Genomic DNA, 17,692 nt, shown 5'->3' with positions numbered 1-17,692 from the left:
GCAGGGGGGACCCTGTGGGAGAGTAGGACGCCGCCGAACAATCATTGTGGGAGACCCCCGATCCGTCACGGATCGGGGGTTTTCTGCGTTTCCGGAGCGAAATGGCCGCGGGGTGCGGTCGGGATCAGTGGAACGGGCAGAACAGCTGTGACGCAGGTCACGCCGAATGTAGAACCCGGGCGCCGGATCGGGCGTCTGGCTGGTGTGAGATCACGCAGGAGAGCATGGGACGAGCTGGACGAGGAACGCCTCGTCCGGCTGGTCGCCAGGGGTGACCGCGCGGCGTTCGACGAGCTGTACCGGCGTACGTCGCCGTGGCTGGCGGTGCGGTTGCGGCGCCGCTGTGCGGACGAGCAGATCGTCGCCGAGGTCATGCAGGAGACCTATCTGGCGGTGTGGCGCGCGGCCGGCGCGTTCGCCGGGAGTGCGGTCGGCGGGACGGCCGTCGGGTGGCTGTGGACGATCGCGGCGCGCCGACTGGTCGACGCGTTCCGACGCCGCGCCCACCACGCCGAACCTCCGGTCGCCGCCGCCGTCATGGCGGTCGTCCCCGCGGCGGAGGACGAGGCGCTCGCCGGGACCGTCGGCGGGGACGTCGGCGACGCCCTGCGGCGGCTGGCGCCGGAACTCCGCGAGGTGCTGCAGGCGACGGTGCTCGACGGGCTCTCCGTCCGGGAGACCGCCGTGCTGCTCAGACTGCCCGAAGGCACGGTCAAGACCCGTGCCCGCCGGGCCCGGATCGCGATGCGGGAGGCGCTGGCATGAGCGGGGAACACGCGTCGAGGCGGTTGATCGACGACTACGCACGTGGTGACGCCACGATGGCCGTGGACACGGTGTGGGCGCTGGAGGCCCACCTGGAGACGTGTGCACCGTGCCGGGGCCTGCTGGCCGCCTCGGTGGCCGACTCGGCAACCGGCGCAGCACCCGGCATCGCCGCGCTCGTCGAGGACGTCCGGGTCGGTCTGGATGCCCGGTTGGACGCGGAGCCCCGGCGGCCCGCTGCTTTCGGGGCGGTGTGGCGCGGGCGCCGACCGCGGTGGGTCACGGCCTGGCTGACGCCGGTCATGGCCCCGTGGCTGGCCATGACCGTGCTGGTCACGCTGACGGCGCTGCTGCTGGACGCGGTCGCGTCACCGGTGTTCCTCGGCGACGCCTCGGCCGTGTTGCCGATCGCGCCCGTGCTGCCGCTGTGCGGGGTCGCCGCCTCCTGGTCGCGCGGCCTGGACCCGGCGCACGAACTGACGGCGTCGACGGCCCGGGCCGGCCTGCCGCTGCTCCTCCGGCGCACCACGGCGGTCCTGCTGGTGGTCCTGCCCGCACTCCTGGTGGGGGGATGGCTGACCGGGACCGTGACGGCCGCCCAGTGGTTGCTGCCGTCCCTGGCGCTCACCTCCACCGCGCTGGCACTGGGCAGCGTCGTCGGCGTGACCCGCGCCGCCGCCGGGCTGCTGGCCGGCTGGGGCGCCCTCGCCGTGCTGCCCGCGTGGGCCACCGGCCGGGTACCCGCCGCTCTCCAGTACGTCCTGCAGCCGGACCGGCTGCCGGCCTGGGGGCTGCTGCTCGCGCTCGGGATCGGCGCCGTGATCGCCCGCCGGAGCGCCTACTCGGCGCTGTGACGCCCGGGGCCGACGCCTACCCGACGTACCGAACACACCGCCCGACGACCGGCGTACCCACCGCTGCGGCATGCCCGCCGCAACGCGTACCCACCACCCGCCGCTGCGGCGCGCCCTCAGTAGCGCGCACCCACGACTCCGAACCATCGTCGACCCCCGAGAGGGACCACCGCATGACACCCACCACGAGCGCGGCCGACATCGCGCCCAAGACCTATGCCTGGGAGATCCGGGCGAGCGGCCTGCGAGTACGGGTCGGACGGAGCACGATGGCCGTCGACGGGCTCGACCTCTCGCTGGGCATCGGCGCCCACGGCCTGCTGGGGCCCAACGGGGCGGGCAAGACCTCCCTGATCCGGGCGCTGGCGACCGTGCTCCGCCCGGCCGGGGGCGAACTGGAGCTGCTCGGCACCTCCGTGGGCGGGCCGGGCGACCGCCGGGCCCTGCGCCGCCGGATCGGCTACCTGCCGCAGGACTTCGGCTACTACAAGCGCTTCACGGTGCGTGAGTTCGTGGAGTACATGGCCTGGTTGAAGGAGGTTCCGAAGGCGGACGTCCCCGGGGCCGTCCAGCGGGCGGTGGAACGGGTGGGCCTGGCGGACCGTGCGGACCACCGGATGAAGACCCTGTCCGGCGGCATGGTGCGGCGGGCGGGTATCGCCCAGGCGATCGTCAACGACCCCGCGGTGCTGCTGCTGGACGAGCCGACGGCCGGCCTGGACCCGGCGCAGCGGCTGCGCTTCCGCGAACTGCTGCAGGAGCTCGGCCGCGACACCTGTGTGGTCGTCTCCACCCATCTGGTGGAGGACGTCGCGGCGGCCTGCTCCGACGTGGTGCTGTTCGCCGACGGCCGGCTCGTCTTCCAGGGCACCCCGGACGACCTGGCCGCGGCGGGCAGCCCCGACCATCCGGGCGACAGCCCCCTGGAGCGCGGCTACTCGGCGCTCCTCCGTACCTCCGGGCAGCCGGGAGGCAGCTGGTGACCGCACGAGTCCTGCGCATCGAACTGAAGCGCTCCGTCGCCCCGTGGGCCGGAGTCGTCGTGCTGGGCGGCAGCCTGGCGATCCTCTGCCTGATCGACGGGGTCTGGTGGCGGGGCACCGCGGGGTGGACGGCCCAGTGGACCTCGATGGCCCTGTGGGTCCGGTACCTGCTGGGATTCTGGTGGCCGCTCGTGGTGGGCATGGGGGCGGTGTACGGGCTGCGCGAGTCCCGCTCGCGGATGGCCGAACTGCTGTCGACCACGCCGCTGCCGGCCTGGCGCCGGGCGGCGCTGCCGGCCGGTGCGATCGCGCTCGCGGTGGCGTCGGGTTTCGGCCTCCTGGTCCTTGTCGGCGGGGTGCAGGTGGCCCTGGGTCCGACCGCCTACACGTCCTTCCACTGGGTGCCGATCTCGCTGGTGGCGGCGCTGGCCCTGGTCGCGGGGGCGGTGTTCGGCATGGGTGTCGCGCGGGCGCTGCCGTACGTCCTCACGCCGCCGGCCCTGGTGGTGCTCTCCCTGATGCTGACGAGCCTGCTGCTTCGGCCGAGCAGTGAAGGGGTGCTGCCGTCGAGCACGGGGCCGAACCGCCTGGCCCTGCTGTCGCCGGTGACCGCGGAGCCGCGGGAGATGCTGCTGACGCTGGCCGGTTCGGTGCATCTCGGCCAGGCGCTCTGGCTGCTCGGCCTGCTCGCCACCGGCTTCGCGCTGCTGGCGGCGGTCAGCCTGCGGGCCCGGCTGCTCGCGGTGGTCCCCGTGCTGGCGGGTGCGGCCCTGGCCCTGCCGGTCCTGCCGGCCGAACCGCGGGACAGCTGGGTCGTCGACCGGGCCGCCGCCGCCTCGGTGTGCGACGGACCGGTGTGCGTGACGCAGGCGAACCGCGCGCGCCTGCCCGAGCTCGCGCTGCGCGGCACGGAGGCGCTGCGGGTGCTGCACGAGGTGCTGGGCGACCGGGCGCCGACCGCGGTGCGCGAGGACACGGGCCTGCGCGCGCTCGGCGAACCGCGCCGGCTCTCCGCCGACGCGGTCCTGGTCGACTTCGACGACCGGGTGCTCGCCGGTGCGTCGGGCGGGGAGCTGACCCGTGCGCTGATCGCCCAGGGGCTGGCGCCGAGTTGCCACGGGAACGACGACCGGGAGGGCGGGGGTCGCGGCGACGTCGCCGCGCAGAGCGTCGCCGTGAGCTGGGCCCTGCACGACTCGGGGCTTCGGCCGCTGGAGGAGCGGGGCCGCGACGCGTACGCGCTGCAGGTGTGGGCGGAGGCCGACGCGGCGTGGCAGGCCCTGACGGCGCTGCGGCCGGCCGAGCAGCGCGCGCGGATCGTCGACCTGCGGGCCGCCTCGCTCTCCTGCACGGGGTACGACCGGCTGCCGGTGCTGGCGGGGGAGGCGGCGCGATGAGGTGGCTGGTGCTGTACGCGCGTTCGCGCCGGGTGCCGACCTCGGCCGCCGCGCTGGTGCTCGTCGCACTGGCGGTGCGGGCGCTGACCGGCCCGGGGCCGGTGGGGTTGGGGCTGGCGGTCCTGGTCCTCGCCGCGAACGTGGCGGCCGGGTCGGTGGGGCTCGGCGGGCGGGACGTCGCGCTGGAGCGGACGGCCGCGATCCGGTGGGCTCCCCGGCGGGCGGCGCACGTGCTGCTGGTCGGGGCGTCCGCCGGTGCGGCGCTGCTGGCGGCGCAGGGGGGAGGGACGCGGCTCGCGCCCGCGGAGCTCGTCGTGCGGGACGCCGCGGGCCTGGTCGGCCTGGCCGCGCTCGGGGCGGCGCTGTTCGGGGCGCACTTCGCGTGGACCCTGCCGACCGGCTGGCTCGCGCTCGTCCTCCTCGTCCCGATGCCGGGCGGCACCACGGGAGAGGTGCTCCACTGGCTGATCGCTTCGCCCGGGACGGCGGCGTCCACCGGGACGGCGTGGGCCCTGCTGGTGACCGGCACCCTGCTGTACGCCGCCGCAGGCCCGAGGTGGTAGCGGGCAGGAGCCGTGCGCCCAGCGGCCGCCCGCGCCCTTCGTTCCGTCAGCCGTCAACCGGTCGGGGGCGAACGGCAGGTGGCCGAGATTCGACCGAGTGCCTCGCGCGCCCCGCCCCGGGCGGGACAGACTGGGCACGACCGATCGACTCCGTGGTCCCGTTTGACTGGACACCGACATGAAGGAGTGTGCTTCTTGACCACACACCTCAGGCGCGCCGCCCACCGGCGGGCGCGGACGATACCGGCGCTGATCGCGGCCCTGTGCGCGCTCGTCGGCGCCACCGCGGTCGGTGTGACCCCGGCGGCAGCGGCGGCGGCCGACCAGCGGCACCCGATCTACGCGATCGCGCACCGGGTCAACACCCCGGAAGGCGTGGACGCCGCGCTCGACCACGGCGCCAACAGCATCGAGATCGACGTCTGCGCCTGGTGGAACCCGAACGAGTGGCGCGCCTGGCACGACTGCTCCTCGGCCGGCGACAACCGGCTGGGCCCCGGCTTCGACGCCATGGTCGACCGCATCGTCGCCCGCGCCGACGCAGGTCGCCGGCTGGCGCTGGTCTGGCTGGACATCAAGGACCCGAACTACTGCGGGGAGCAGCCGAACCGCACCTGCAGCGTCGCCGGACTGCGCGACAGGGCGCAGCGGCTGACGGCCGCCGGGATCCAGGTGCTGTACGGCTTCTACGAGTACCACGGCGGCAGCACGCCGGACGTCGGCGGCCGGGGCTGGAAGAGCCTGGAGGGCCGGCTCGGCCCCCTGGAGGGCATCACCACGACCGGGACCCGCGACCAGGTCACCAACGCCTTCAACCGGTCCGGTTCCGGGTTCCCGGCGGGGCGCCGGGTGATGGACTACGGCGACAGCGACATCACCAAGGGGTTCGGCAACTGCACGGAGGCCGGCTACAACACGTGTGCTGAGCTGAGGAAGGGTGCGGCGGACCGGGACGCCGGCCGGCTCGCGGCGACCTTCTCCTGGACGACCACGTACAACGACCCCTGGTACGTCGACAAGCTGCTGGGCGACGGGCGGGTGGACGGCATCATCGCGGGCTACGGCGCGTTCACCGGCGTGCGCGAGTACGACAACAGCTGGCAGTGCCGCAACGCCGTCGCCCTGGTCCGCGACTGGGTGAACCGGCACGGCGGGACGCACCGCATGGCCACCGGCGCCGACCGCCTGTTCCGGTAGCCGGCGTCGCGTCGGCCCGGCGGGCCGGGCCGCGGTCACGGCCGTGGTCCGCCCCGCCCCGCCCCGCCGGGCACGGGGCAGCGGGCCGGAGCAGCGCGGCAGCGGGTTCGGACGGACGGTGGGCGCTACGGCTTCAGTTCCTCCAGGACCGCGCGGGCGGCGTTGTGGCCGGGGATGCCGCTGACGCCGCCGCCGCGGACGGCTCCGGCGCCGCAGAGGAGGACGTCCGGGTGGGCGGTGGCGACGCCCCAGCGGGCGGCGGGGCCGACCGGTTCGTCGGCGGCGAAGGGGAAGGCGAGGTCCCGGTGGAAGATGTGGCCGCCGGGGAGGCCGATCTCCCGCTCCAGGTCCAGCGGGGTCCTGGCCTCCACGCAGGGGCGGCCGGCGGCGTCGGTGGCGAGGCAGTCGGCGATCGGTTCGGCGAGGACGGCGTCGAGCCGGGCGAGGCTCGCGGTCAGGGCGCGGTCCCGGGCGCTCGGGTCGGTGAACAGCCGGGCGGGCATGTGCAGGCCGAACAGGGTGAGGGTCTGGTAGCCCTGCCGGACCGCCTCCGGACCGAGGATGGACGGGTCGGTCAGGGTATGGCAGTAGATCTCGGACGGCGGCGCGGTGGGCACCCGGCCGGCCTGCGCCTCGGCGTACGCGGTCTCCAACTGCCGGTAGCCCTCGGCGATGTGGAAGGTCCCGGCGAAGGCGTCCCTTGGGTCGACCGCGGTGTCCCGGAGCCGCGGCAGGCGGCGCAGCACCATGTTGACCTTGAGCTGGGCGCCCTCCGGTGCCGGTCCCGGCCCGGGCGGCTCGCCGAGCAGCCGGTCCAGGACGGCCGGGGCGGCGTTCACCAGGACCCGGCGGCCCACCGCCGTCGCCTCGCCGTCCCGGTGGCGGTACGTCACCTCGGGCGCCCCGGTGCCGTCGGTGGCGACGGCGGTGACCTCGCAGTCGGTGCGGATCTCCGCGCCGGCCGCGGTGGCGGCCCCGGCCAGGGCGGCGGTCAGCGCGCCCATGCCGCCGACCGGGACGTCCCAGTCGCCGGTGCCGTTGCCGATCACGTGGTAGAGGAAGCAGCGGTTCTGCCGGAGGGAGGGGTCGTGGGCGTGGCTGAAGGTGCCGATCAGGGCGTCCGTCAGCACGACCCCGCGGACCAGGTCGTCGGTGAAGGTCCGTTCGACGGTCTCGCCGAGCGGCCGTTCGAAGAACGCCTCCCAGGCGGCGTCGTCCGCGATCCGTCGGCGCAGCGCGGTGCGGGTGGGCAGCGGTTCGGTGAGGGTGGGGAAGACCCGTTCGGCGAGCCGGGCGGTCGTCCCGTAGAAGCGCTGCCAGGCCTCCCACTCGCGGTCCGCGCCGGTCAGGGCCCGGAACGACGCGCGGGTGCGCGCGGGGTCGGCGGCGTCCACCAGCAGGCCGGTGGGCCTCCCGTCCCGGACGGCGGGGGTGTAGGAGGAGATCCGGCGGCGGCGCAGTTCGAGGCGCAGGCCGAGGTCCCGCACCACCGTGCGGGGCAGCAGGCTCACCAGGTACGAGTAGCGCGACAGCCGGGCGTCGACCCCGTCGAAGACCCGGGTCGACACCGCCGCCCCGCCGACCTGCGGCAGCCGTTCGAGGACGAGCACCCGGAGGCCGGCCCGGGCGAGGTACGCCGCGGCGACCAGCCCGTTGTGCCCGCCGCCGACGATCACGACGTCGTGCCGGGATGACGCGTTCGTAGCCATCCGGCCACGCTACGCCACGGCGGGCCACCGGGGAACGGTCCTGCGGGTGATCGGCGGCCGTGGGGGCCGGCCACCCGACGCTCCCGGCCCGTCCGCGGACCCCTCGGCACCGGTGCCGTCCCGCGGTCCGCCCCGCGGACTCCCGGCCTGGTCCGGGCGGCGGGTCGCTACAGTGATCATGCCGGCGGGCCGTCGCCGGCGACGGGGGAGAACACATGGGCGAGCCACTGGGCTTCGGAATACTCGGGCCGCTGTCGGTCACGGCCGGCAGCAGAGCCGTGGCGATCGCGGGGGCCCGCCAGCGTACGGTCCTGGCCGTCCTGCTCCTGGAGCCCGGACGCGTGGTGGCGACCGACACCCTGGTCGACGTCATCTGGAACGGCAACCCGCCCGGCAGTGCGCGCACCCAGGTCGCCATCGTCGTCGCCGCGCTGCGCAAGGCACTCGGCCGCGAGGGCGTGGACGAGGAGGTCATCGCCACCGTCCACCCCGGCTACCGGCTGCAGCTCGACGGACACATCCTCGACAGCGCCGTCTTCACCGCCCGGGTCGCCGACGCGGAGGCCGCCGTCCGCGAGGGCCGCACCGCGGACGCGGAGCACGCCTACGCCGAGGCGCTCGCGCTCTGGCGGGGCCCGGCCCTCGCCGGGGTCCGCGGCCAGCGGGTGGAGGTCGAGGCGGCCCGCTGGGAGGAGGTGCGGCTCACCGTGCAGGAGGCGCTGACCGACGTCCGGCTCGCGCTCGGCCGGCACCGGCAGCTGCTGCCCGAACTGGCGGTGCGGGTCCGCGAGCACCCGCTGCGCGAACGGACCCGCCACCACCTGATCCTCGCGCAGTACCGCTCCGGCCGGCGCGCCGAGGCGATGGCGGGCTTCCGGGAGGCCCGCCGCCGGTTCATCGACGAACTCGGCGTCCAACCCGGCCCCGAACTGCGGGCGTTGAACGAGGCGATCCTGCGCGACGACCCGGCCCTGCTCCCGGAGGCGGCGACGTCGCAACCCGTGCGCCCCGCCGCTGCGGCAGGCCCCGCCCCGGCGGCCGGACCCGACCGGGAGCCGCCGCGGCGGACGGCGGCGCCCGGTGTGCCGGTGCCCTCCGAACTGCCGCCGGACGTCCCCGGCTGGGCCGGCCGCTCCGACGAACTCGCCGCCCTCGACACGCTGGTGGCGGAGCAGGACGGCGCGGCGCCCGCGCCGACCGTGGGCCTGGTCACCGGCGTCGCCGGAGTGGGCAAGACCGGCCTCGCCGTCCGCTGGGCCCACCGGATGCGGGACCGCTTCCCGGACGGCACGCTCTTCGCCGACCTGCGCGGCTACGACGAGCAGCACGCACCGACCGCGGCCGACGAGGTCCTAGGCCGGTTCCTGCGCTCCCTCGGCGTGGAGGGCGACGCCGTCCCGAGCGGGACGGAGGAGCGCATCGCCCTCTACCGCAGCGTGCTGACCGGCCGACGGGTCCTGCTGGTCCTCGACAACGTCCGGACCGTCGCGCAGCTGCGGCCCCTGCTGCCGGGCGGCGGCGGTTGCACCGTCCTGGTCACCAGCCGGGACCAGCTGGAGGGGCTGGTGGCCTGGCCGCAGTCGGCCCGGGTCCGGCTCGGGCTGCTGCCCCAGGAGGAGTCCGTCGAACTGCTGGAACGGATCGTCGGCCGGGCCCGCCTGCTGGAGGCGCCCGAGGACGCGGCGCACCTGGCCCGGCTGTGCGACCGGCTGCCGCTCGCCCTGCGGATCGCCGCCGCCCGCCTGGCGTCCAAACCGCACTGGACGGTCCGGCACCTGGCCGGCCGCCTCGGCGACGAGCGGCGCCGGCTGGACGAGTTGAGCCAGGGCGAGGCGCAGGTCCGGGCCAGCTTCGCACTCAGCTACCGCTACCTGCCCCCGGACGCCGCCCGGCTCTACCGGCTGCTCGGGCTGCTCGACGCCCCCGACTTCACCGCGTGGGCCGGCGCCGCGCTGCTGGACACCGGCGTGCCGGAGGCGGAGCGGCTTGTGGAACACCTGGTGGACACCCAGTTCCTCCAGGTCGTCGGCGTCGACGGCACCGGCCAGCTGCGCTACCGCTTCCACGACCTGGTGCGGCTGTACGCGGCCGAGCTGGCCCGCGCGGAGGAGCCCGAGGAGGAGCGGGTCGCCGCCTGCACACGCTACTTCCGCACCTTCCTGGGCATCGCCGACCGGGTCCGGCACCGCGAGTACGGCGGCGACTTCGCCACCATCCGCGGGACCACCCCGCGCCGCGACCTCGAACCCGCGCTGCTGGACGAGCTGTTGGCCGTCCCGCTGCAGTGGTTCGAGGCGGAGCGGCTCTCGCTGGTCGCCGCCGTGGAGCAGACGGCCCGGATGGGCCTGGGCGAGGTGTCGTGGGAACTGGCGGCCTCGATGGAGACGCTCTTCACCGCGCGCAGCTACCTGGAGGACTGGCAGCGGTGCAGCGCGACCGCCCTGGCGGCGGCCCGCGCCGCCGGCAGTGTGCGCGGCGAGGCGGCGATGGAGATCGAGCTCGGCTCGGCGAACCTGCGGCTGCGCCGGCTCGACGAGGCGAACCGCCACTACCTGCGCGCGGTGGAGCTGTTCGAGTCCGAGGGCGACGCCTTCGGCCGGGCGCTCACCTTCAACGGCCTCGCCCTGGTCGACCGCATCCGGGGCGCGTACGGGCGCGCCGAGCAGCGGCTGCGGGAGGCCCTCCCGGCGCTCCGGGCGGTCGGTGACCGTTCCAGCGAGGCCTACGCCCTGCAGAGCCTGGCGCAGTGCGCCGTGGACCAGGGACGGCCGGAGGAGGCGGTCGACCTCGCCCGGCAGGCCGTCCGGGTCTGCGAGGGACTCGGCGGACTGCGCCGCAACCTGGCCCAGGCCCGGCACCGGCTGGCCGGCGCCCATCTCGATCTCGGCCACCTGGAGACCGCCGAGATCGAGTTCACCCGGGCCCTGGAGATCGTCCGGGAGAACTGCGACCTGCTCGGACTCTCGTACACGCTGCTGGGCCTCGCCGAGACCCGCCTCCGGGCCGGTGCGGTCGAACCGGCCGAGCAGACCCTGCTGGAGGCCCTGGAGACCGCCCGCCGTACCGGAAGCCCGATGGTCGAGGCCCAGATCCGGCTGGCCCTCGGCGAACTCCGCTGCGCGGACGGCCGGGTGGCCGACGGGCGGGCGCACCTGGCCACCGCGCTCGACCTGTTCCTCGGCATCGGCTCCCCGCCCTGGGAGGCGAAGGCCCGCGCGGCGCTGGACCGCGCGGCGCTGGACCGCGCGGCGCTGGACCGCGCGGCGCCGGACCGTGCCCCGCTGGACCCGGCGGACGCGATCGGCCCGGGGGAACGGGAAGCCGCGGTTTAACCGCGCGATACGGACCCGATAACGCCGCTCCCTAGCGTCGTCGCAGAGTCGAACCGCGACGTTGTGGAGATTGCGATGACACCCAGGACCGGCGCAACCGCGTACACCCCCGCCCCGCCCCGAACCACCCCGCCCGGAACCCCCGTGCCCGGAACCCCCGCGCCCCGTACGGCGGTACGGGCATGAGCACCGCCACCGACAACCGCCGACCGGACGGCGCGCACACCCCGGGCCACCCCGCGCTGCGCCTGGACGGCGTCGTGAAGGAGTACGGCCGGGGCGCCCGGGCCGTCCGGGCCCTCGACGGCGTCTCCGTCGACATCGACCACGGCTCGTTCACCGCCGTCATGGGCCCCTCCGGATCCGGCAAGTCGACCTTCCTGCACTGCGCCGCCGGCCTGGACGCCCCGACCCGCGGCTCCGTCACCCTCGGCGGCACCGAACTCGCCGGCCTGGACGAGACCCGGCTGACCGCCCTGCGCCGCCGCCGGATCGGCTTCGTCTTCCAGGCGTTCAACCTGATCCCCGCCCTGTCGGTGCGCCAGAACATCGAGCTGCCGCTGCGGCTGGCCGGCGAGCGCCTCGACCCGGCCTGGCTGGAGGAGATCCTCGGGCGGGTCGGCCTGGCCGGCCGCGCCGGACACCGCCCCGCCGAACTGTCCGGCGGCCAGCAGCAGCGGGTGGCGATCGCCCGCGCCCTGGTCACCCGCCCCGACGTCGTCTTCGGCGACGAACCCACCGGCGCCCTGGACACGGTGACCGCCAAGGAGGTGCTCACCCTGCTGCGCTCCTGCGTGGACGAGGCCGGCCGGACGGTGGTCATGGTCACCCACGACCCGGTCGCCGCCTCCTTCGCCGACACCGTGCTCTTCCTCGCCGACGGCCGGATCGCGGACCGCATGCAGGCGCCGACCGCCGACCGGGTCGCGGACCGGATGACCCACCTGGGAGCGTGGGCCTGATGCTCGGCTACGCGCTGCAGACCCTGCGCGCCCGGCGGGGCGCCTTCGCGGGGGCCTTCCTCGCCCTGTTCTGCGCCGCCGCGCTCGTCACGGCCTGCGGCATCCTGCTGGAGACCGGCCTGCGGGGCACCATCGGCACCGAGCGGTACGCCGGGGCGCCGGTGGTCGTCGGCGGCGACCCGAACGTCCACCGGGTCACCGTCACGGACAAGGGCGGGAAGACCAAGAGCAAGCACAAGGAGAAGCCGCTCGCCGAACGCGCCTGGCTGCCCGCCGCCACCGCGGACCGGCTCGCCGCGCTGCCCGGGGTACGGGCCGCGCTCCCCGAACTCACCTTCCCCGCGCACGCGGTGACCCCGCAGGGGCGGGTGCTCCCCGGCGTCGACGGCCGGCCCTCGTACGGACACGCCTGGACCTCCGCCCCGCTCACCCCGTTCGCGCTGGTCGCGGGCGCGGCCCCGGCCGGCGCCGACGAGGTCGTCGTCGACCGGGAACTCGCCGGCCGCGCCGGACTGCGGCCCGGGGCCGAGCTGACCGTCCAGTCGACCGGCTCCCCGCGCACCTACCGGGTGAGCGGCATCGCCGCGCCGGCCGGCGGCGACCTCGGGCAGCAGACCACGCTGTTCTTCGCCGACGCCGAGGCCGAACGGCTCGCCGCCCGCCCCGGTCTGGTCGCGGCCGTCGGCGTCCTCCCCGAGACGGGCGTCACCACCGCCGACCTCGCCGCCCGGGTGCGCGCGGCACTCGCCGGGACCACCGCCCGGGTGGCCACCGGCGGCGAGCGCGGCCCGGTCGAGTTCGCGGACGCGTCCAGGGCCCGGATCAAGCTGGTCTCGCTGGGCGGTGCGATCGGCGGCACCTCGCTGCTCGTCGCGATCCTGGTGGTGACCGGGACCTTCGCCCTGACCGTCCAACAGCGCTACCGCGAACTCGCCCTGCTGCGCGTGATCGCCGCGACACCCCGGCAGATCCGGCGGCTGATCGGCCGCGAGGCCCTCCTGGTGGGGCTGCTCGCCGGGGTGCCCGGGGCGTTCGCGGGCCTGCCGGTCGCGCACTGGCTGTACCGGCGGTTCGTCGGCTTCGGGGCCGTCCCGGAAACCCTCCGGCTGACCTACGGCGTCGCGCCGTTCCTCGCGGCCACGGGGGCCGCACTGCTCGGCGGCTGGGCGGCGGCCCGGATCGCGGTGCGCCGCACCGCGCGGATCCGGCCGGCCGAGGCCCTGCGCGAGGCCGCCGTCGAGCGGCCCGGCACCGCCCGCGGCCGGCTCGCCGCAGGGGTCGTCCTGCTGCTCGGCGGGGCCGTCCTGGTCGCGGTCCTCTCCACGCTGCACTCCGAGCCCGCCTCGACCCCGGTGACCTTCCTGGCCGTCGTGGTCCTCGCGGTGGCGGTCGCACTGCTCGGCCCGACGATCGCCCGGACCGCGACCGCCGTGCTCACGCTGCCACTGCGGCTCTCCCCGGTCGGCGGCCACCTCGCCGCGGCCAACACCCGGGCCAACGCCACCCGGGTGGCCGCCGCCGTCACCCCGCTGACCCTCCTGATCGCCATGGCCTGCACCGTGCTGTTCGTCCCGACCACCCTCGGCGCGGCGGCCACCGCCCAGGCCCGGGACGGCAGCACGGCGGACTGGGTGGTCGCCTCGGCCGGCCCCGGGGTGCCCGAGGAGGCCGCCGAACGGCTGCGCGCCGTCCCCGGCGTCACGACGGTGACCGAGGTCGTCCGGACCTCGGTCCGGGTGGACCTGGCGAAGTACCCCGCCCAGGGTGTGACCCCCGAGGGCCTCACCCGCACCTGGGACCCGGACGTCACCGCCGGCACCCTGGACGGCTTCGGTGCACGCAGCCTGGCGCTCAGCGAGGTGGCGGCGGCGGACCTCGGGAAGCGGCCGGGCGACCGGCTGGCGCTGACCCTCGGCGACGGCACGCCGGTCGAACTGGACGTGGTCGCCGTCTACCGGCGCGGCCTCGGCTTCGGGGACCTGACGATGAGCCGGGCCGTGGTCGCGCCGTACGTCGACAACCCGCTGTCGGCCGCCCTGCTGGTCCGCACCGCGGGCGACGGCGCGGCCGGCCGGGCCGAGCTGCAGCGGGCCGTCGGCGGCCTGCCCGGCGTCGGCGTGCTGGACCGCGACCAGGTCGCGGACCTCCGGGCGGAGGTCCAGCGGTCCAACGCGGAGGTCAACTACGTCGCGATGGGCCTCGTGCTGGCCTTCACCGCGATCGCCGTGGTGAACACGCTCGCCGTGTCGGTGTCCGAACGGCGGCGCGAGTTCGCCCTGCTCCGGCTGGTCGGGACCACCCGCCGGCAGGTGATGGGCGTGCTGCGGATCGAGGCGGCCCTGGTCCTCCTGGTCGCCGCGACGATCGGCACCGCCGTCGCGCTCGCGGTCCTGACCGCGTTCAGCCTCGGCATGACCGGGGCCGCGGCGCCCCGGATCGACCCGTGGACGTACCTCGGGGTGCTGGCCTTCGCGGCCGGCCTCACCGCGGTGGCGACGCTGCTCCCGGGGCGGCTGGCGCTGTCCGGACGCCCGGCGGACGTCATCGGGGCGCGCCAGTAGCGGGGCCCTCCCGGGCCGGTGCCGGTCGATCGGCGCCGGCCCGGAGGGCTGACCGGGGCGGGGACGGGCCGCGTGGGGACGGCCCGGGGTGGGAACGGCCCGGGCGGTGCCGGTCGGCCGGGGCGGGGTGCCGGCTACCCGTCCGCGGGGTCGGCCCGGCGGGCGTGCAGGACACGGCCCTCCAGCGGCAGCGGGGCGTGGCCGACCAGCGTGAGCCCGGCATCGGCGAGCAGCCGGGCGTAGTGGTCGGCCGTGCGCTCGCGCCCGCCCACGTTGCACCGCATGTGGAGGTCCCACGCGGTGGCCAGCGAGGGCGAGTCGTCGGCGGGCAGCAGGCGCTCGACGATGAGCAGGTCGGCCCGGGCCGGCATCGCGCGGGCGCAGTGGCGCAGGATCTCCCGGCACCGCTCGTCGTCCCAGTCGTGCAGCACCCGGGAGAGGATGTAGACGTCGCCGCCCGGCGGTACGTCGGCGAAGTCGCCCGCCAGGTAGGCGCACCGGTCGCCCAGGCCGGCGGCGTCGAAGGAGCGGCGGGCGGCCTCGACGGCGTGCGGGCGTTCGAGCAGGACGCCGTCGAGTCCCGGGTGCGCGGCCAGGATCCGGCCGAGCAGTTCGCCGTTGCCGCCCGCGACGTCGACGACCGTCCGGGGACCGGGCACCCGGGCGGCGGCGGTCACCACCGGGTGCACGGTGAGCGGCTCGAACATGCGCGAGGCGGCGGCCATCGACCGGTCGAACAGGTCGGCGAGTTCGGGGTCGCGGGCGAAGTGGTCGAAGTGGTTCTCGCCGAAGAGGCGGTCGAAGGCGACCTCCCCGGTCCGGACGGTGTGCGCCAGGCCGCCGAAGGAGCGGTAGAACGGCCCGCCGTACAGCAGGGCGAGGGGTCGCAGCGAGTGCGGGGTGTCCGCGCGCAGCAGTGCTCCGGAGGGGGTCAGCCGGTGGCCGCGCCGGTCGGTCGCCACCAGGCCGAGCATCGCGAGGTGGCGCAGCAGCGCGGCGAGGCTCTCCGGGTCGGCGCCGACCGCCTGCGCCAGCGCGTCGGTGCCGGTGGGGGCGTCCGTGCCCATGGCGTCGGGGATCCGCAGTTCGGCGAAGACCGTCAGGGCCTGGGTGGTCCAGGCGCCGGTCAGCAGGCGCAGGACCGTTTCGGCGGGCCGGCGCATCCGGTGCTCGTCCAGGTGGGCGGCCAGGACGTCCCGGTGCTCGCCGGGTACGTAGAGCTCCACCCGCCGGTAGCCGGCCTTCGACTCGGCGGGCGCGGTGAAGTAGAAGACCGTGCCGTCCTCGTGCGGGTTGTAGCCGCCGCCGTCGGGGGCCGCGCCGTGTCGTACCAGGACCGCGCGCAGGCCGTGCAGGACCAGCGGGTCGGGGTGTTCGACCTCGAAGGCGAGATGGGCCTCGTGGTCCCGGGCGCGTTCGTGCTCGGCGATCGCGGTGAGTTCCGAACCCGGCGGCACGGTCAGGGCGAACACCTCGACCGTCCGGCGCTCGCCGTCCGGCCCGGCCACCGGCGGGCGCAGGATCCGGACGTCCAGTTCGGCGGCGTCGCGCCGGTGCCGCGAGGCCAGCCGCTGCCGGACGACCACGCTGGGCTGCGGCGCCACGTCCGCGTCGAGCCCGCAGTCGGCCAGCGAGGTGCGCAATTCCTGCGGCGAGGACGGGAAGACGAGCCGGGCGGCGTGCGAGAAGCGGCAGCGGTCCGCCAGCGCGCGCAGTTCCGGTGCGCCCAGGCCGGGCAGCAGGAGGGAGAGCAGGGTGGTGTCGTCCTGCTCGCGGACGAAGTCGACGGTCTCGCGTAAACGGAGGGCGTCGGTGGGGGTGGGGGTGGCCGTGGGCATGGCGGAGCATCCTCGTTCCGGTGATCGGGAAGGGGGCGAAGGGGGCGAAGGGGGCTGGGGGAGGGGGCTGGGGGAGTTCCGTGGCCCGGGGGAGCCCGGGTGGTCCGGCGCCGGCGCGGTGGTCAGACGCCGACGTAGTTCTCGGCGAACCAGTCCTGGCACCTGCGCGAGGTGCGCAGCGATTCGAGGCGGGAGCGGCGCAGCGCGTCGTGGAACCGCGACTCGCCGTCCGGGCCGGGAGCCGCGTGCAGCAGCCGGACCATCCACCGGGAGAAGTCCTGGGCGCGCCAGATGTGGGCCAGGCACTGCGCCGAGTAGCGGGCGAGCCCGTCGGGGGCGCCGTGGCGGAGGTCGTCGATCAGGGCGCGGGCGAGCAACTCGGCTTCCAGCACCGCGAGGTTGGCGCCCTTGGCCGCGGACGGGCTGAGCAGGCTCGCGGCGTCGCCGGCGAGGAACAGGGAGCCGTGGCGCAGGGGTTCGAGCACGTCGGACTCCAGCGCGACCTGGGCGCGGTGGAGGATCCGGCCCCGGCGCAGCGGGCCGTACTCGGCGGCGCGCAGCCGCAGGGCCAGCTCGTCCCAGATCCGGTCCTCGGACCAGCCGTCGGGGGTGCTGCCGCGCTCGAACTGCAGGTAGTAGCGGGTGACTTCGGCCGTCCGGGCCATGTGCCCCGCGAAGCCGCGCCCGTGCACCGCGTAGCCGACGGCGTCCAGGCTCGGGGGTGCCCCGGCGAGCACACCGAGCCAGGAGACGCCGTGGTCGTGGTGGTGGCGGCGGACGGAGCCGGGCGGGAGCGAGCCCCGGGCGGCGCCGTGCCGGCCGTCGCACCCGGCGACGTACCGGGCCTGCCAGCGGCCGGGCCGGCCGTCGGGCTCGCGGACGGTGACGGTGGGCCGTTCGCCGTCCGCGCCGTGCACGGCCAGCGCCTCGGTCTCGAACCGGATCCGGCCGCCGGCCTCCAGGTAGTGGGTGAGCAGATCCGTCACCAGCTCGTGCTGCGGGTAGACGGTGTGCCGCTCGCCGCGGCCCAACTGGGCGTAGTCCAGGCGGAACCGGCCGTCCTCGGTGCGGAACTCGCAGGTCGAGTGCTCCCGGCCGCGCCGGTGCAGGCCCTCGGCCAGGCCGTGCCGGTCCAGGATCCGTACGGTGTTGGCCGCGAGGAAGCCGGCCCGCGACCGGGCCAGGACCTGTGCCCGGGTGGCCCGCTCCAGGACGACGCAGTCCACCCCGCTCGCGTGCAGCAGGTTCGCGAGCACCAGCCCGGCCGGGCCGGCGCCGAGGACGGACACCTCGGTGCGGTCACATAACGCTCTGCTGCTTCGACTCTCCGTCACGGAAGTGGATCATAGGTGCGGCCGGACCCGTTGAGTGGACGGATTCACCCGTATGCAGCCAGGGCGGTGGATCATGGCCGGTCGGGCGCAGGGTCGGGATATGCCGTTGGACCGTGCCCTGGTGGGGGCACGGTCCGGTGGGTGTGCGGGGCGGCTCCCGATGGGGTGTATCCCGGGGGTGTTACTTGGTGAGGCCG

General features: G+C 76.0%; 12 protein-coding genes. 9 read left to right on the top strand and 3 right to left on the bottom strand.

From position 1 onward, the window contains the following. The first annotated feature begins 204 nt into the window (after positions 1–204). The 6 genes from ACWGB8_RS33625 to ACWGB8_RS33600 all read left to right on the top strand — a co-directional run bounded on the left by ACWGB8_RS33625 (position 205) and on the right by ACWGB8_RS33600 (position 5,759). Entirely contained in the window at positions 205–765 is a 561-nt protein-coding gene (locus ACWGB8_RS33625) for an RNA polymerase sigma factor (protein WP_452217438.1), read from the top strand. Then, entirely contained in the window at positions 762–1,619 is an 858-nt protein-coding gene (locus ACWGB8_RS33620; RefSeq protein ID WP_452217437.1) for a zf-HC2 domain-containing protein, read from the top strand. Before ACWGB8_RS33625 ends, ACWGB8_RS33620 begins: the two co-directional genes overlap by 4 nt. 173 nt (positions 1,620–1,792) lie before the next feature. Beyond that, positions 1,793–2,602, top strand: coding sequence for an ABC transporter ATP-binding protein (locus ACWGB8_RS33615; RefSeq protein WP_452217436.1), 810 nt, complete (start codon positions 1,793–1,795; stop codon positions 2,600–2,602). Then, entirely contained in the window at positions 2,599–3,999 is a 1,401-nt protein-coding gene (locus ACWGB8_RS33610) for a hypothetical protein (protein WP_452217435.1), read from the top strand. Before ACWGB8_RS33615 ends, ACWGB8_RS33610 begins: the two co-directional genes overlap by 4 nt. Beyond that, the gene (locus ACWGB8_RS33605) at positions 3,996–4,562 is read left to right on the top strand and encodes a hypothetical protein (RefSeq protein ID WP_452217434.1); all 567 of its coding nucleotides are present in this window, start codon (positions 3,996–3,998) and stop codon (positions 4,560–4,562) included. The genes ACWGB8_RS33610 and ACWGB8_RS33605 overlap by 4 nt, the downstream gene beginning before the upstream one ends. 195 nt (positions 4,563–4,757) lie before the next feature. Continuing rightward, positions 4,758–5,759, top strand: a complete 1,002-nt coding sequence (locus ACWGB8_RS33600; RefSeq protein ID WP_452217433.1) for a phospholipase — start codon at positions 4,758–4,760, stop codon at positions 5,757–5,759. A 125-nt stretch (positions 5,760–5,884) separates the two neighbouring features. On the opposite strand, the gene ACWGB8_RS33595 is transcribed toward ACWGB8_RS33600, so the two are convergent. After that, complete coding sequence (locus ACWGB8_RS33595) at positions 5,885–7,468, bottom strand: phytoene desaturase family protein (RefSeq protein WP_452217432.1); 1,584 nt, start codon at positions 7,466–7,468, stop codon at positions 5,885–5,887. Between the two features lie 215 nt (positions 7,469–7,683). Between ACWGB8_RS33595 and ACWGB8_RS33590 the strand changes: the two genes are divergently transcribed. The 3 genes from ACWGB8_RS33590 (at position 7,684) to ACWGB8_RS33580 (ending at position 14,323) form a co-directional block, all read left to right on the top strand. Next, the gene (locus ACWGB8_RS33590) at positions 7,684–10,800 is read left to right on the top strand and encodes an AfsR/SARP family transcriptional regulator (RefSeq protein ID WP_452217431.1); all 3,117 of its coding nucleotides are present in this window, start codon (positions 7,684–7,686) and stop codon (positions 10,798–10,800) included. A 182-nt stretch (positions 10,801–10,982) separates the two neighbouring features. Then, entirely contained in the window at positions 10,983–11,762 is a 780-nt protein-coding gene (locus tag ACWGB8_RS33585; protein WP_452217430.1) for an ABC transporter ATP-binding protein, read from the top strand. Beyond that, a complete protein-coding gene (locus ACWGB8_RS33580; RefSeq protein ID WP_452217440.1) occupies positions 11,762–14,323 on the top strand; it encodes an FtsX-like permease family protein in 2,562 nt (853 codons plus the stop codon). The genes ACWGB8_RS33585 and ACWGB8_RS33580 overlap by 1 nt, the downstream gene beginning before the upstream one ends. A gap of 134 nt (positions 14,324–14,457) precedes the next feature. On the opposite strand, the gene ACWGB8_RS33575 is transcribed toward ACWGB8_RS33580, so the two are convergent. Next, a complete protein-coding gene (locus ACWGB8_RS33575; RefSeq protein ID WP_452217429.1) occupies positions 14,458–16,161 on the bottom strand; it encodes a methyltransferase in 1,704 nt (567 codons plus the stop codon). A gap of 122 nt (positions 16,162–16,283) precedes the next feature. Beyond that, positions 16,284–17,450: a 4-hydroxybenzoate 3-monooxygenase gene (locus tag ACWGB8_RS33570; RefSeq protein ID WP_452217439.1), complete on the bottom strand. Its 1,167-nt coding sequence runs from the start codon at positions 17,448–17,450 to the stop codon at positions 16,284–16,286. Between the last annotated feature and the right edge of the window lie 242 nt (positions 17,451–17,692).

The organism is Kitasatospora sp. NPDC054939, from assembly GCF_053610105.1.
The sequence above is the reverse complement of the archived record's forward strand: the minus strand, read 5'-3'. Positions and strand labels throughout refer to the sequence as shown.